The organism is Sphingomonas sp. (assembly GCF_040398505.1).
Lineage (GTDB): Bacteria > Pseudomonadota > Alphaproteobacteria > Sphingomonadales > Sphingomonadaceae > Sphingomonas.
This window is the reverse complement of record NZ_JBBATX010000017.1, coordinates 1-14,314: the sequence shown is the minus strand read 5'-3', so window position 1 is coordinate 14,314 and position 14,314 is coordinate 1. Positions and strand designations below refer to the sequence as shown.

At 68.1% G+C, this 14,314-nt stretch carries 13 protein-coding genes and 1 tRNA gene; 9 read left to right on the top strand and 5 right to left on the bottom strand.

Features of this window, described 5'->3' with window-relative positions:
- The first annotated feature begins 8 nt into the window (after positions 1 to 8).
- The 5 genes from ABWP09_RS03985 to ABWP09_RS03965 all read left to right on the top strand — a co-directional run bounded on the left by ABWP09_RS03985 (position 9) and on the right by ABWP09_RS03965 (position 2,625).
- Positions 9 to 569 carry a Maf family protein gene (locus ABWP09_RS03985; RefSeq protein ID WP_353203895.1) on the top strand — a complete coding sequence of 187 codons (561 nt, stop codon included), beginning with the start codon at positions 9 to 11 and terminating at the stop codon, positions 567 to 569.
- Positions 562 to 1,557, top strand: a complete 996-nt coding sequence (locus ABWP09_RS03980) for a ribonuclease (RefSeq protein ID WP_502959754.1) — start codon at positions 562 to 564, stop codon at positions 1,555 to 1,557. The genes ABWP09_RS03985 and ABWP09_RS03980 overlap by 8 nt, the downstream gene beginning before the upstream one ends.
- The gene (locus tag ABWP09_RS03975; RefSeq protein ID WP_353203865.1) at positions 1,557 to 1,742 is read left to right on the top strand and encodes a DNA gyrase inhibitor YacG; all 186 of its coding nucleotides are present in this window, start codon (positions 1,557 to 1,559) and stop codon (positions 1,740 to 1,742) included. Before ABWP09_RS03980 ends, ABWP09_RS03975 begins: the two co-directional genes overlap by 1 nt.
- 30 nt (positions 1,743 to 1,772) lie before the next feature.
- Positions 1,773 to 1,848 (top strand) — tRNA-Phe (locus ABWP09_RS03970).
- A 33-nt stretch (positions 1,849 to 1,881) separates the two neighbouring features.
- Entirely contained in the window at positions 1,882 to 2,625 is a 744-nt protein-coding gene (locus ABWP09_RS03965; protein ID WP_353203893.1) for an SDR family NAD(P)-dependent oxidoreductase, read from the top strand.
- Between the two features lie 137 nt (positions 2,626 to 2,762).
- On the opposite strand, the gene ABWP09_RS03960 is transcribed toward ABWP09_RS03965, so the two are convergent.
- From ABWP09_RS03960 to ABWP09_RS03945, 4 genes are read right to left on the bottom strand one after another with little or no spacing between them, the layout of a single operon-like run.
- On the bottom strand, positions 2,763 to 3,665 hold the full coding sequence (locus ABWP09_RS03960) for a crotonase/enoyl-CoA hydratase family protein (protein WP_353203892.1): 903 nt from the start codon (positions 3,663 to 3,665) through the stop codon (positions 2,763 to 2,765).
- Between the two features lie 2 nt (positions 3,666 to 3,667).
- Positions 3,668 to 4,288: an Isoquinoline 1-oxidoreductase subunit gene (locus ABWP09_RS03955; protein WP_353203864.1), complete on the bottom strand. Its 621-nt coding sequence runs from the start codon at positions 4,286 to 4,288 to the stop codon at positions 3,668 to 3,670.
- Positions 4,285 to 6,438 (bottom strand): xanthine dehydrogenase family protein molybdopterin-binding subunit, encoded by a 2,154-nt coding sequence (locus tag ABWP09_RS03950; RefSeq protein ID WP_353203863.1) that lies wholly within the window; start codon positions 6,436 to 6,438, stop codon positions 4,285 to 4,287. The genes ABWP09_RS03955 and ABWP09_RS03950 overlap by 4 nt, the downstream gene beginning before the upstream one ends.
- Positions 6,435 to 6,902 carry a (2Fe-2S)-binding protein gene (locus ABWP09_RS03945; RefSeq protein ID WP_353203862.1) on the bottom strand — a complete coding sequence of 156 codons (468 nt, stop codon included), beginning with the start codon at positions 6,900 to 6,902 and terminating at the stop codon, positions 6,435 to 6,437. The genes ABWP09_RS03950 and ABWP09_RS03945 overlap by 4 nt, the downstream gene beginning before the upstream one ends.
- Positions 6,903 to 7,055: 153 nt before the next feature.
- On the opposite strand from ABWP09_RS03945, the gene ABWP09_RS03940 reads away from it, so the two are divergent.
- The 4 genes from ABWP09_RS03940 to ABWP09_RS03925 all read left to right on the top strand — a co-directional run bounded on the left by ABWP09_RS03940 (position 7,056) and on the right by ABWP09_RS03925 (position 12,980).
- Positions 7,056 to 9,527, top strand: a complete 2,472-nt coding sequence (locus ABWP09_RS03940) for a DegT/DnrJ/EryC1/StrS family aminotransferase (protein ID WP_353203861.1) — start codon at positions 7,056 to 7,058, stop codon at positions 9,525 to 9,527.
- Positions 9,524 to 10,600, top strand: coding sequence for a glycosyltransferase family 2 protein (locus tag ABWP09_RS03935; RefSeq protein WP_353203860.1), 1,077 nt, complete (start codon positions 9,524 to 9,526; stop codon positions 10,598 to 10,600). The genes ABWP09_RS03940 and ABWP09_RS03935 overlap by 4 nt, the downstream gene beginning before the upstream one ends.
- A 70-nt stretch (positions 10,601 to 10,670) precedes the next feature.
- Entirely contained in the window at positions 10,671 to 11,678 is a 1,008-nt protein-coding gene (locus ABWP09_RS03930) for an aldo/keto reductase (protein WP_353203859.1), read from the top strand.
- 12 nt (positions 11,679 to 11,690) lie between these two features.
- Positions 11,691 to 12,980: an N-succinylarginine dihydrolase gene (locus ABWP09_RS03925; RefSeq protein WP_353203858.1), complete on the top strand. Its 1,290-nt coding sequence runs from the start codon at positions 11,691 to 11,693 to the stop codon at positions 12,978 to 12,980.
- Between the two features lie 11 nt (positions 12,981 to 12,991).
- On the opposite strand, the gene ABWP09_RS03920 is transcribed toward ABWP09_RS03925, so the two are convergent.
- Positions 12,992 to 14,062, bottom strand: a complete 1,071-nt coding sequence (locus ABWP09_RS03920; RefSeq protein ID WP_353203857.1) for an extracellular catalytic domain type 1 short-chain-length polyhydroxyalkanoate depolymerase — start codon at positions 14,060 to 14,062, stop codon at positions 12,992 to 12,994.
- Positions 14,063 to 14,314: the final 252 nt, after the last annotated feature.

Genomic DNA, 14,314 nt, shown 5'->3' with positions numbered 1-14,314 from the left:
TGACCCTCATCCTCGCCTCCACCAGCCCCCGCCGCGCCGAGCTCCTCGCGCGGCTCGGCGTCGTGCCGTCGCGCACCGCCGCGCCCGATGTCGATGAAACCCCGTTCAAGGCCGAATCGCCGCGCGTCTATGTCCAGCGCGTCGCGCTCGCCAAGGCGCACGCCGTGGCCCGCGGCCCCGGCGAGATCGTGCTGGCAGGCGACACGACGATCGCGCTCGGCCGCCGCATCCTTGCCAAGGCAGAGGACGATGCCAGCGTCCGCCACATGCTCGGGCTGCTCTCGGGCCGCCGCCACCATTGCCTCACCGCGGTGTGCGTCATCGCCGCCGACGGCACCGTCCGCGCCCGCCTGTCCGACACGATCCTCGCCTTCAAGCCGCTCTCGCCCGCCGAGATTGACGGCTACATCGCGTGCGGCGAGGGGCTGGGCAAGGCTGGCGGCTATGCGATTCAGGGTCGCGCCGAGGCGTTCGTGCGCTTCCTCTCGGGCTCGCATTCGGGGGTGATGGGCTTGCCTTTGTTCGAGACGCGCGCGCTGTTGCTGGCATCGGGCGTCGCGCTTGGCTGAGTTGCCCAAAATCGAATGGTTGTTCGAAGCCGGGATCGGCGAGGCCCGCGCCGCGCTGGTCGAGGACGGCACGATCCGCCAGGCCCGGATCGAACTCGATAGCCCCGCCCCCCGAATCGGCGCAGTGCTGGCGGCGCGGCTGGTCGAGATCACCGTTAAAGGCCGCGAAGGCCGCGTGGCGTTCGACGGCGGCGAGGCGCTGCTCTCGCCCTTACCCCCCGGCGTCACGCAAGGTGCCGCGCTCCACATCGAACTGGTCCGTGAAGCCATCCCCGAGCCGGGCCGCCACAAACTCCCCCGCGCCGCGCCCGCTGAAGGCCCGCCGCGCCCCGGCCCGACGCTGCTGGAGCGGATCGAGGCGAGCGGCATCCCCGTCCGTCCCTGCCATCCCCACGAAGCCGATCACCTCGAAGCGGCCGGCTGGTCCGAAGTGCTCGAGGAAGCGCTGACCGGCGACATCGTCTTCGCTGGCCCACCCACTGTCCTGGCCGGCGGCGCACTCCGGATGAGCCCCACCCCCGCGATGACGTTGTTCGACGTCGACGGCCATCCCCCGCTCGAACCGCTCGCGCTCGCCGCCGCGCACGCCGTCGCCGCTGCGATCGTGCGGTTGGATATCGGCGGGTCGATCGGCGTCGATTTCCCGACGCTGCAAGGCAAGGCGGCGCGCGCCGCGGTCGATGCCGCGCTCGATGCCGGGCTGTTCGAGGGTGGGGCGCAACCGTTCGAGCGCACCGCGATGAACGGCTTCGGCTTTGTCCAGATCGTCCGCCGGCGCACCCGCGTCGCGCTCCCCGAACTGCTCCGCGCCGATCCGGCGGGTGCCGAGGCGCGCGCGCTGCTCCGCCGAATCGAGCGTACGCCCCCGCCGGTGCCGAGCGTCCACAGCGTCACGCCCGCCGTGCAAAGGGCGCTCGCCGCCAATCCGCACTGGATCGCCGCGCTCGCCCGGCGTACCGGCGTGGCCTGCACGTTCGAGGTACGATGATGGCGCGTTCCAAACCCTGCCCGCTGTGCGGCAAACCGTCTTCGGTGGCGCACGCCCCGTTCTGCTCGCAAGGCTGTCGCGACCGCGACTTGATGCAGTGGCTGGGCGAGGGCTATGCGATCCCGGTCAGCACGCCGCCCGGCGAAGAACAAGACGGGCTGGACACCACGCCAGAGCGTGACTAAGAGGCCGCTCCCCCGGAGCTTTCCGGGTGTGCCCGAGTAGCTCAGTTGGTAGAGCATGCGACTGAAAATCGCAGTGTCGGTGGTTCGAATCCGCCCTCGGGCACCATTTTCTTTTCAGACAGCGACGGAGTTCTAGGTGATGCGCACGGCCTTCATCACAGGCGGCACGTCGGGGATCGGCAAAGCTGCGGTCCGCGCCTTCGTCGCTGCGGGCTGGCGCGTCGTCACCACCGGTCGGCGGGCGGAACGGCTGAGCGCATTGCGCGACTCGCTGGGGGAGTCGGTCCATACGCTCACCGTCGACGTGCGCGACCGCGCCGCGATGGAGGCCGCGATCGCGGGGCTGCCCGAGGACTTTGCGAAGATCGACCTGCTGATCAACAATGCCGGCCTCGCGCTCGGCACCGCGCCCGCGCAGCAGAGCAGCCTCGATGATTGGCAGACGATGATCGACACCAACGTCTCGGCGCTGGTCGCGGTGACGCGGATGCTGCTGCCGCGCCTGGTCGAGGCCAAGGGCGCGATCATCAACCTGTCGTCGGTCGCGGCGAATTATCCCTATGCGGGCGGCAACGTCTATGCCGGGACCAAGGCGTTCGTCCGGCAATTCTCGCTGGGGCTGCGCGCCGATCTCCACGGCAGCGGGGTGCGCGTCACCTCGATCGAGCCGGGCATGGTCGAAACCGAATTCACCGTCGTGCGCACCGGCGGCGATCAGGCGGCGTCGGACAAGCTCTATGGCGGGGTCGATCCGATGACCGGCGAAGACATTGCGGCGACGCTGCTGTGGGTCGCCGAATTGCCCGCGCATCTCAACATCAACACGCTGGAATTGATGCCGGTCAATCAGTCGTTCGCGGGCTTCGCGGTGGCGCGAAGCTAGGGACCAGCCTCCCCCGCTTTATCCACCCCGGCGAAGGCCGGGGCCCAGTTACAGAGGTCGTGGTGATGGAGCGCAGCGCTCCTTCCGCTTCGTCGCGCGACTGGGCCCCGGCCTTCGCCGGGGAAGCGATATAGGTTTCACCGATACTCCGGCTCATCGAACCACGGCGCGAAGGTATCCCACGCGTCGGCGACCGAATCGGGAAACACCGCCGCACGCTTCTCCAGGAACGCGGTGACGCCCTCCTTGGCATCGGCGCTCGCCCCCCGCGCCCAGATCGCGCGGCTCTCGATCCGGTGCGCCTCCATCGGATGCGGCGCGCCCAACCCGGCATAGAGCATCTTGCGCATCAGCGCGATCGACACCGGTGCGCCCTCTGCGGTCAACCGTAGCGCGAGCGCGCGCGCCGCCGGGAGCAGATCGTCGGGGGCATGCACGCTCCGCACCAGCCCGCCACGCAGCGCCTCGGCCGCATCGAACACCGCGCCCGAATAGCACCATTCCAGCGCTTGCCCGATCCCGACGAGGCGCGGCAGGAACCAGCTCGAACACGCCTCGGGCACGATCCCGCGCCGCGCGAAGACGAAACCGAAGCGCGCCGCCTCGCTCGCCAGCCGAAAATCCATCGGCAGCGTCATCGTCGCGCCGACGCCAACCGCCGCGCCGTTGATCGCGCCGATCACGGGCTTTTTCGAGGCGAAGATGCGCAAGCTCAGCAGTCCGCCGCCATCGCGCACCGCCGGGTGCGCATAATCGACGCTACCATCGGCGCGCACCGGCGATTCGGCGCCGTTCCACCCGCCGCTCGCATCATAATCGAAGGTCGCCGCCCCGCCCGACAGATCAGCCCCGGCGCAAAACCCGCGCCCCGCGCCCGTCACGATCACCGCGCGCACGCCGTCATCGGCGTCGGTCGCATCGAACGCCGCGATCAGCTCGGCGAGCATCGCCGGGTTGAACGCGTTGAGCTTGTCGGGCCGATCGAGCGTGATCGTCGCGATCTGGTCCGCAATGTCGAGCCGGATCGTGGTGAAGGCCAGCGTCACGCCGGGCACTTTGCCCCGCTATCGACCCATGCCTTGGTCAGCGCGCCGAACTGCGCTTGCGTGCCGGGTGCCGGCGTGCGGCCAAGGCCGGGATGCCAGCCCCAGCCGACCAGCGCATCCTTGCCATTATGCTCGATCAAATCGGTCAGCGATTTGCCGCCATTGCGCGCACGGTCCTTGATTTGCAGGCAAATCGCGCCGAGCGACTTGCCCTCCCACGCCATGGACAGCGGCGCGAGCGCCCATTCCGGCGCGCCGGGCATGCTGCCGATACCATTGGCAAAGGTGACGTTCGCAGTGCCGTGACAGGTCGCGCATTCGAGGCCCGCCGCGCCATGCCCGTCGGCACCGCGAATCACCGGCGGATTGTGCGGCAGCATCGCTTCGCCCTGATTTGGCCGGTCGCTGCGCGGGTGGCAATTGAGGCAGCGTGGCGACTGGATCACCTTGCCCATTTCCCCGAACAACGCGACCGAGCGCTTCGCCGGATCGGCGATCGACGCGAACGCGGTCGGCTCCTTGATCGTTGTGGGTGCGGGCAGGACGGTGCGTGCGAGCAGCACGCTCGGCAGGATCGCCGCCGCAATCACCAAAGCGATCGTATTGCCGCGCATCATGCATTCTCCGAATGGGCGAAGGGCAGTCGCGTGACGGCCTTGCCGGTCAGCTTGCGCCAGGCGTTGGCAACCGCGGGAGCGATCGGCGGCAGGCCGGGTTCGCCGATGCCGGTCGGGTTCGCGGTCGAGTTGAGGATCGCGACCTCGACTTCGGGCATCTCCGCCATGCGGAGCGAGCGGTAGGTGTCGAAATTCGACTGTTCGACCACCCCGCCCTCGCCCAGCGTGATTTCGGCATAAAGCGCATGGCCGAGGCCGAAGCCGACCCCGCCCTCGATTTGCGCGCGGATGACGTTGGGGTTGATCGGCACCCCGCAATCGACCGCCGCCCAGACCTTGTGCACGCGTGGCAGCTTGTCGGCACCGACCGAAACCTCGGCGATTTGCGCCACGTACGACCCGAAGCTCTTGTGGAACGCGACACCGCGGGCGCGACCCGACTTGGCGGTCAAGCCGCCCGCCACTTCGGCAACGCGCTTGAGCACCGCCTTCGCGCGATCATCCTTCATCAGCGCGATCCGGCCCATGATTGGATCCTGCTTGCCGAGCTCGAACAGGCGATCGAGGAACGTCTCCATCACATAGGCCGTGTGGGTGTTGCCGACCGAGCGCCACCAGAGCGTGGGCACGCCATTCTTCAGCTCGTTCGCCCCGACCCGGATCGCCGGAAAGGCATAGGCGCTGCCGGTCAGCCCTTCGACCATCGCTTCGTCGAACTTGGCACTGGGGTTGAAGAAGCCAGTGCCGCGCATGAACGATTGCCCCGCGACCACCGCATCAAGTCCGACGATCTTGCCCTTCGCATCGACCCCGCCCTTGATCGTGTGGACGATCAGCGGGCGATAGCGCCCGCCGCGAATGTCGTTCTCGCGCGTCCAGACATGCTTGACCGCGATGGTGCCGCCAAACGCCTTGGTCGCCATCGCCGCTTCGACCGCATTGCCCATGTCGGGCGTCGCGCGTCGGCCGAAGCTGCCGCCGGCATATTGTTCGTGCAGCGTCATGCCCGCAAACGGCACGCCGAGCACCTTCGACACCGCCGTCGTATCGCCGACCTGGAACTGGCTGCCCGCGTAGAAATCCGCGCCGCCGTCCTTCGGTTCGATCACTGCGTCCATCGTTTCCATCGGCGCATGCGCCAGGAACGGGAAGACATAGGTCGCCTCGATTCGCTTGGCGGCGGCGGCGAGGGCGGCGGCAACATTGCCCTCGGCCTCGCACTCAACCCCCGGTGTGGCGGCGGCGGCGATGTACTGCTTGACCATGGTGTCGGACGAGCGCGTCTCGGCCTTGGACAAATCCCAATCGACCTTGAGCGCATTACGCCCCTTCATCGCCGCGAACGTATCCTTGGCATAGACGACCACGCCCTGCGGAATCGTCTTGACCGCGACCACGCCGGGAATGGCGAGTGCGGCGGCATCATCGACCGCTTTGACCGTCCCGCCAAACGCTGGCGCATGTTCGATCACGCTCACAACCATGCCGGGCAGTTGCACGTCCATCGTAAATTGCGCGCTGCCATTGGTCTTGACCAGGCTGTCGAGCTTAGGCGTGTCGCGCCCGATCAGCGTCCACTCTGCAGGTGTCTTGAGCGTCGGCTTTTCGGGGATCGGCATCGTCGCGGCGGTCGCGGCGAGCTCGCCGAAGCTCGCGTTCTTCGCGCCATGGCTGACGACGCCCTTGGCGACCTTCACTTCGGCCGCCGGAACGCCCCAGGTCCTGGCGGCAGCGGCGACCAGCATCGCACGCGCCGAGGCACCGGCGCTCCGCATCTGCATCCAGCTATTCGACATCGCGGTCGATCCGCCGGTGCCCATCGTGCCGAAGGCGAGGTTCTTGTAGAGCGGATCGTTGGCGGGCGCGAAGGCGATGCGCATCTGGTCCCAATCGGCGTCCAGCTCGTCGGCAACGATCGTCGACAGACCGGTCGCCGGACCCTGGCCGAATTCGATATGCTTGATGATGACGCTGACGGTGTTGTCCGCAGCAATCCGCACGAAGGCGTTAGGGGCAAACGGCGCGGCCTCCCCCGCAGGTGCGGCCTTGGCCGCTGCTTTTCCCATCGGCAAAGCGAGCCCGATGACGAGGCCCGAGCCAGCGAGGAAATCGCGGCGGCTCGCCACGGGGATTGGTGTGGGGGCGTTCATGCTGCCGTCTCCACATGTTTGGCGGCGTCTTTAATCGCCTGGCGAATGCGGACATAGGTCGCGCAGCGGCAGATGTTGCCCGCCATGCCGTGGTCGATATCGGCGTCGGTCGGGTTGGGCTTGGCCGCGAGCAGCCCGATCGCCGACATCACCTGCCCCGATTGGCAGAAGCCGCATTGCGGCACGTCGATCGCGACCCAGGCGGCTTTGACCGCCTCGGCAGTCTTCCCCGTCGCGCCCTCGATCGTCGTGACGCTGCGTCCGGCAACGCTCGCGATCGGCGTCACGCAGGACCGGCGATTCTTGCCGTCGAGATGCACCGTGCACGCGCCGCATTGCGCGATGCCACAGCCATATTTCGTGCCGGTGAGTTGGAGGTGATCCCGCAACACCCACAGAAGCGGCGTGTCGGGGTCGCCGTCGAACCGGGCGACAGCCCCGTTGAGCGTAAATTCGGTCGCCATCGCGCGTCTCCTAGATATGCCCGGATACCGTGGACCGGGGCGTGCGTGCAACCGAAAGGTAGTGTATTGCAACGGATACAGTCTGCGTAACCGGATTTTAGGGGGCAGCGGGGCACATGGGACGGGTCATAATCCAGTCAGGCCCTCGTCCGCATGCGCTATCCCTTGATCGCCCCCAATCCGCCGCGGCTCAGCGAACACGTCGCGGCGCTGCGCCGCGTCGAGACATCGGGGGTGTTCAGCAATAACGGCCCCGAAGTGCGCGCGTTCGAGGCGGAGGCGACGGCGACGCTGTTCGGCGGGCAGGGCGCGTGTCTCGCGGTCGGCAATGCAACGCTTGGCCTGATGATCGCACTCCGCGAGGCGGCGGGCGAGCATGTCGCGGGCCGCTTCGCGCTGATGCCCGCGCTCACCTTCGCGGCGACCGCGCAGGCCGCGCTGTGGGCGGGTCTCACCCCGTTGATCTGCGATATCGACCCCACCGACTGGACCGCGCACGCCGAGGCCGAGGAGCGGCTGCTGGACGACTATGGCGACCGGATCGCGGTGATGCTCCCCTACGCCACGTTCGGCACCGCGATCGATCTCGACCGCTACGCCTGGCTGCAACGCCAGCACAATGTCGGCGTGGTGATCGACGCCGCCGCCTCGCTTGGCACGCTGGATGAGGGCGGCGCTGGCTTCGGCACCGGTGCGCCGTTCGCCACGGTCTTTTCGATGCACGCCACCAAGACCTTCGCGGTCGCCGAGGGCGGGCTGATCCATTCGGGCGACACGCAGCTGATCGATCGGCTGCGCGCGATGACCAATTTCGGGTTTGAGGCGGGTCGCAGCGCCACGCTGCCCGGCATCAACGCCAAATTGCCCGAAGTGATTGCCGTGATGGCGCGCGCGAAGCTCGCGGAGATTGATACGGTCTGCGATCACCGCGCCGCATTGGAGGATGCCTATCGCGCGCAATTAGAGGGCGTTTCGTTCCAGGCGGGACAGGGCCAGCGCCGTGCGAGCCAGTTCATGCCCATACTATTACCCGACGGCCTCCTGCACCGCCGCGACGCAATTGGCGCGGCGCTGGAAGCCGAGGGCATCGGATCGGGCCGCTATTTCAGCCCGCATCTGGGCGAACAACCGCTGTTCCGCCGCACCGCGACGATCCTGCCGACGCCGGTCGCCGATGCGGTCGCGGGGCGATCGCTGTCGCTGCCGATTACCGATGCGATGACGGTCGCCGATGTCACGGTGATCGCCACCGCCGTCAACCGCATCCTCGCCGCCGAAGCGCGCGTCCCTGCGCGAGCGCGGACGAATCCGATCGCCTCGCTGCTGATCGTCGGCGGAGGCCCGGCTGGCACCGCGATGCTCACCGCGGCGAGCAAGCGTGGCCGCCTGGCCGAACTCGCCGCCTCCGGCCTCGTCATCGCTGAGCGCGACGATGCGCTCGGCGAGGGCCGGATCGGGCGCTATGCGATTACCTCGGATTCGACTGCCGAGACCTTCCTGAGCGCGGTGAAGGACAATCCCCACCCCGAACTCGCGGCGTTGGTCGATCATCCGGCGGGCCGCGCGGTCGGGCAGTATGTCGGTGCGCTCGGCGTGCCTTTGGTCGAGGCCGGGCCATTCGTACGCGCGACCGGCGAACGGCTCCAAGCGCTCGTCCGCCAGCATGGCGGCACGGTGCTGACCGGGCATGAGGTCCTCCACACCACCCGCACGACCGGCGGACTCTGGTCGAGCCGCTTGCGCCGCCGCGCCGACGGCCAGGAATTCGACCAGCTTTCCAGCGCCGTCGCCATTGCCACCGGCGGCCATCAGCCGCTTGACCGGCTCGCCGCGCAGCGCGTCGGGGGCGTGTCACTGGTACAGGAAGTCGGCGACCGGCTGATGCAATCGGACGAAGCATTAGCGCTCGGCGGACCGCAGAAAATCATCGATTTGCTCTCGACCAAACGCAACCCAAGGATCGTCGTGATCGGCGGATCGACCAGCGCGATCGCAACGATCGTGCTGCTGCTCAAGACCCAGGCGATTCCGCTCGGGGCAGGCGCGATCACGCTGCTGCACCGCCGTCCGCTCCGGCCCTTTTACCCGACGCCCGAGGCGGCGCAGGCCGAGGGCTTTACCGATTTCGGACCCGACGACATTTGTCCGGTCAGCGGCTTCGTCTATCGCCTCGCCGGGTTCCGGCTCGAAGCGCGCGATCTCGTGCTCCGCCAGCTTCGCGTCGATGGCCGCGTGCCCGATCCGCGCCTCGCCGTGCATCAAGTGACCGGCGCGGAAGACGCCGTCGCCCGCGCCTATCTGGCCGACGCCGACCTCGTCATCGCGGCGCTCGGCTATCGCCCGCGCGCGCTGCCGATCCACGATGGCGACGGCCGCAACCTTGCGCTCGCCGCGCATAAGGGCGGGGCGATGGTAGATCGCCATTGCCGCATCCTCGACGCCAGCGGCACGCCGATCCCCGGCCTGTACGGCATCGGCCTTGCCGCTGGCTTCGTGCCGTGGGGCAAGCTGGGCGGCGAAGCGAGCTTCTCGGGTCAGGCCAACGGCCTGTGGCAATGGCAGAACGATGTCGGCGCGATGATCGTCGATCAGGTGCTGGGCGACGCGGCACGCGCCGTCGCATGAGCGCCCCCCACAACCCCGCTATCAGCGTGCTGATGGCGACCTATAATGGTGCCGGCCTGGTCGGCGAGACGATCGCCTCGCTGCAAGCGCAGAGCTTCACTGATTTCGAGCTGATCGTGGTCGACGATTGCTCGACCGACGCCACCGTCGCGGTTGTTGAGGCGTTCGCCGACCCGCGCATTCGCGTGATCCGCTCGCCCGTCAACCGGCGCGTCGTGCTGACCCGCAACGCCGCCTTCGCCGCGGCGCGCGGGCGCTATATCGCCGCGCTCGATCATGACGATCTGTGCCATCCCGATCGCTTCGCACGGCAAATCGCCTATCTCGACGCGCATCCCGAAATCGTCCTCGTCGGCACCGCCGCCAATGTCCTGTCGGAGGGCGCGATCCTGCCCTCCTCACTTGCGCCATTGTCAACGCCGCCGGTGATCGAATGGCTGCTGCGAATCGAAAATCCGTTGGTCTGGTCCTCGGTGATGCTGCGCGCCGATGCCGCACGGCGGCTCGACCCGTTCCAGCGGCCGGAAATGGTCTATGCCGAGGATTTCGACCTGTATCACCGCATCAGTGCGTATGGCGGGATCGCCCGGCTCGACGATGAACTGATGACCTATCGCCGCCACGGCGGCGGCGCTTCGCAAGTTCAGGCCGAGGCGATGCGCGGGCGCGCGGCGGACGTGCTGGCGGAGGTTTATGCCCCACTGTTCGGCGATGTCGCCGCCGATACTGCGCGCCTGATCGTCACGCATGTGATGAGCCAGCAGCCCGTGCCCGACCGCGCGACGCTGGCGGCGGTCGGCGATGCGCTCGTACGGCTGCAGGACGATTTTCTCGCGCAGCGCCGCCCCGATTCGGAAAGCCGCAGCCTGATCCGCTGGGAAACCGCGCGGCGCTGGGCACGGATCGGCCGCGCAGGCCTGCGCACCGGCACTTTGAAGCTCGGCGACGCGACGGCGGTGCGGCCCGCGCATCTCGGGCTCGGCTATGCCGGAATCGAGGAACTGATCTTGTCGCGCCTCGTCGGCAGCGTGCGCGTGGCGCAGCGCCGCCTGGCAAAGCGCGACGCCGCCTGAGCGGCACATAGACAGCGCCCCTTCGGCAGCGGTACAGCCCGCCCATGCATCATGATCCGGGGCTGATCCTTTGACCTATCCGCAGCGTAGCATCGGCCCGTTCACCGTTTCGGCGATTGGTTTGGGGTGCATGAACCTCAACCATGCGTACGGCACGCCGCCCGACACCACGACCGCGCTCGCATTGCTCAACACCGCGCTCGATCTCGGCTGCAGCTTGCTCGATACCGCAGCACTGTACGGCGGCGGCAATAATGAACGCCTGCTCGCGCAGGGCGTGATGCACCGCCGCGCCGAGTTCACGCTCTCCAGCAAATGCGTGCTCGACATGATCGACGGCAAGCGCGGCCTCGACGGATCGCCCGCCGCCATCGCCAAGACGGTCGAGGGCTCACTCTCACGGCTCGGCACCGATCATATCGACCTCGTCTATCTCCACCGGCTCGACAAGCGCGTCGCGATCGAGGAGTCGGTCGGCGCGCTGGTGCGGCTGAAAGAAGCGGGCAAAATCGGCGCGATCGGCCTGTCCGAAATGTCGGCCGCGACGATTCGCCGCGCGCACGCTGTCCATCCGATCGCCGCCGTGCAGACCGAATATTCGCCCGCGGTGCGCAATCCCGAAGTCGCCGTGCTGGCGGCGTGCCGCGAACTCGGCATCGGCTTCGTCGCTTTCTCGCCGGTCGCGCGCGGGTTGCTCGCCGGTGCCGTCCGCGACGATGCGTATGAGCCGGGCGACATCCGCGCGCTGATGCCGCGTTTCGTCGCGCCGTTTCTGCCGCGCAATCTCGAAATCGTCGCGCGGTTCGACTGCGTTGCCGCCGACGCCGGACTGACCCCGGCGCAATTGTCGCTCGGCTGGGTGCTGGCGCAAGGCGAGACGATCGTGCCGATCCCGGGTACGCGCAGCATCGCGCATCTGACCGAGAATATGGCGGCGGCGACCAAGCCGCTGGGCGACGACGTGCTGGCGGCGGTCGACGCCCTCTTTCCGCCCAACGCGCTCGACGGCGCCCGCTATCCAGCGATGATGCAAGCGCAGATCGATACCGAGCTGTTAGTTGGCGAAACGCTCGCTTGAAGGGGAAAGACCGTGCGCGAGATTAATTTCGACGGCCTTGCCGGCCCGAGCCACAACTATGCCGGGCTATCGTTCGGCAACCTTGCCGCGACGAGCAATGCCGGTGCGGTTTCCGCCCCGCGCGCAGCGGCGTTGCAAGGCATCGCCAAGATGCGCCGGATGCTTGAGGTGGGTCTGCCGCAAGGTTTGCTCCTCCCGCACGACCGGCCCGCCGCGGCATGGCTGCGCGAGCTTGGGTTTGCGGGCGACGACGATGCCGTGCTCGCCGCCGCCTCCGCGGAGGACCCCATTTTGCTCGGTAATGTCTGTTCGGCCTCGTCGATGTGGACCGCCAATGCCGCGACCGTCTCGCCCGCGCCCGATTCCGGCGACGGTCGCTGCCACCTGTCGGTCGCCAATTTGTCGACGATGCTGCACCGGAGCATCGAACATCCCCAGACCGCGCGGCAACTACGCCTGGCCTTTGGCGCTGCCGCGCATTTCGCGGTGCACGATGCCCTGCCGGCCGCGCTCGGCGACGAAGGCGCTGCCAACCATATGCGCCTGACCACGCAGCACGGCGCGCGCGGGATCGAGCTGTTCGTCTATGGCGAGCGCAGCGCGGCAGGTTTCCCGGCGCGACAAAACCGCACCGCCAGCGCCGCCGTCGCGCGGCGCCACGGGCTTGATCCGGCCGACGTGCTGCTCGTCCAGCAAAGCGTCGCGGCGATTGCGGCGGGGGCGTTCCACAACGATGTCGTCGCGGTCGCCAACGAAACCGTTTTGTTCGCGCACGAGCAAGCCTTTGAGGATCCGGCATCGGTCCACGCCTTTATCCGCGCGCGCCTGCCCGAGGCGGTAATCGTCGAAGTCCCGGCGGCGCGCGTGTCGCTCGAAGCCGCGATCAAGTCCTATCTGTTCAATTCGCAACTGGTCACCTTGCCCGACGCCACGATGGCGCTGATCGTACCGAGCGAATGCCAGGAGACGCCCGCAGTCTGGGCGTGGCTGCAGGACCTGATCGCGGGCAACGGGCCGATCCGCCGCGTCGAGGTACTGACCTTGCGCGAATCGATGCGCAACGGCGGCGGTCCGGCGTGCTTGCGGCTGCGCGTGGTGGTGGATGAAGCAGCGCACGCCGCGATCGACCCGCGTTTCCTGCTCGATCCGGCGAAGTGCGACCTTCTGGCGGCGCTGGTCGAGCGGCATTGGCCCGAAACGATCGCGCCTGCCGATCTCGGCAACCCCGCTTTGTGGCAGCAGTGCCGCACCGCGCGCGCCGCCTTGCTCGACACGCTCGGGTTTGCGCCCGGCGAGGTGTGAGCTTTACGCGGTCAGCGCATCAGTCCGGCTGAGCGCAGCGCCGCTTCGATCGTCGCCTGAATGCTCGTGACCGGCGCAGCAGGCGGGACGGCGGGCGCTGCCGATGACCGCGCCCGCTCGGCGCCCTCCAGCAACCCCCAGCCATGCGCGATCTGCCAGGTCGACGAAATGCCGACATCGAGCATGTGCGGCATCGCGCTGCCGCATGCGGTGTCGCCGTGCGTGGCGACCGGCGTGCCATGCCCCATGCCCGCAATGCGGTGCTCCTCGATCAGCACGCTGCCGTCGGGCGCGTGCCATGCGCGGCGAACGAGCTTTCCGCTGACCGTCTCCACATCGGGCGGGCCGTCGACGCCATGCAGCGCGCGCCACTGCCCGACGATCCGATCGGCATTGACCGGATTGACGGTGTGGTCGGCATCGCCCAGCCAGACGCTCACGCGCGGCCACGGACCGCGATGCGACGAGGCCGTGCGCACGGCCGTCGCGTACGCCAGATCGTTGAGGTGCCCCTGCCCGCGCATCCGCTCAAGCGCCTGCGACATCGTCGCCGCGGCACCGAAGGGCAGGCCGGCGATGATCGCGCCGCCGCGAAACAGCTCGGGATAGGTCGCCAGCATCACCGACGCCATCGCGCCGCCCGCCGAAAGCCCGGTGATGAAGATCCGCGCCGGATCGATCGGATACTGATCCACCATCGCTGCGATCATCTGGCGGATCGACGCCGCCTCGCCCGCATCGCGACGCGTGTCCCCGGGGACGAACCAGTTGAAGCAGCCGTTGGGATTGTTCGCACGCGACTGTTCGGCGAACACCACGGCGAACCCGAACCGCGCGGCAAGATCGGACCAGCCCGATCCCCGATCGTAGGATGCCGCGTCCTGCGTACAACCGTGCAGGACGACGACCAACGGCATCGCGGCGGTGCCTTCGGAAACATGGTACCAGCCGCTCAAGGTGCCCGGATTCGCGCCGAAGTCGCCGAGCGCGCGCAAATGGCGGTGATCGGTGCCGCTCACGCCAGCCAACCCGGCCACTCTGGCACGCGCAAGGCGCTCGATCGTATCGTTGATGGATTGCATAGAAAGACTCCGACCGCGGCAATTTCTATGCTGCACCGCAACATGTGCCACCGTGCGAGCGCGGTTTCAAGAAGCCGACGGACATTTTGCCCGTCCGCGCCCGGTTACGCGCTGGTCGGCCTATCGCGCCGCCGACCGCGCGGCGGTGCGAGCGTGTCTGCCATAAACAAATTCGAACAAAGGCGTCGCCATCACGGTCGTGACGATTGCCATCAGGACGAGCATCGCGAACAACGTCGGCCCGATAATACC

What these genes read in the sequence shown, in the direction of transcription:
- ABWP09_RS03975 (WP_353203865.1), top strand. Translation starts at nt 1,557, where the DNA reads ATGGCGCGTTCCAAACCCTGCCCGCTGTGCGGCAAACCGTCTTCGGTG.
- ABWP09_RS03965 (WP_353203893.1), top strand. Translation starts at nt 1,882, where the DNA reads ATGCGCACGGCCTTCATCACAGGCGGCACGTCGGGGATCGGCAAAGCT.
- ABWP09_RS03955 (WP_353203864.1), bottom strand. Translation starts at nt 4,288, where the DNA reads ATGATGCGCGGCAATACGATCGCTTTGGTGATTGCGGCGGCGATCCTG.
- ABWP09_RS03950 (WP_353203863.1), bottom strand. Translation starts at nt 6,438, where the DNA reads ATGAACGCCCCCACACCAATCCCCGTGGCGAGCCGCCGCGATTTCCTC.
- ABWP09_RS03945 (WP_353203862.1), bottom strand. Translation starts at nt 6,902, where the DNA reads ATGGCGACCGAATTTACGCTCAACGGGGCTGTCGCCCGGTTCGACGGC.
- ABWP09_RS03940 (WP_353203861.1), top strand. Translation starts at nt 7,056, where the DNA reads ATGCGCTATCCCTTGATCGCCCCCAATCCGCCGCGGCTCAGCGAACAC.
- ABWP09_RS03935 (WP_353203860.1), top strand. Translation starts at nt 9,524, where the DNA reads ATGAGCGCCCCCCACAACCCCGCTATCAGCGTGCTGATGGCGACCTAT.
- ABWP09_RS03920 (WP_353203857.1), bottom strand. Translation starts at nt 14,062, where the DNA reads ATGCAATCCATCAACGATACGATCGAGCGCCTTGCGCGTGCCAGAGTG.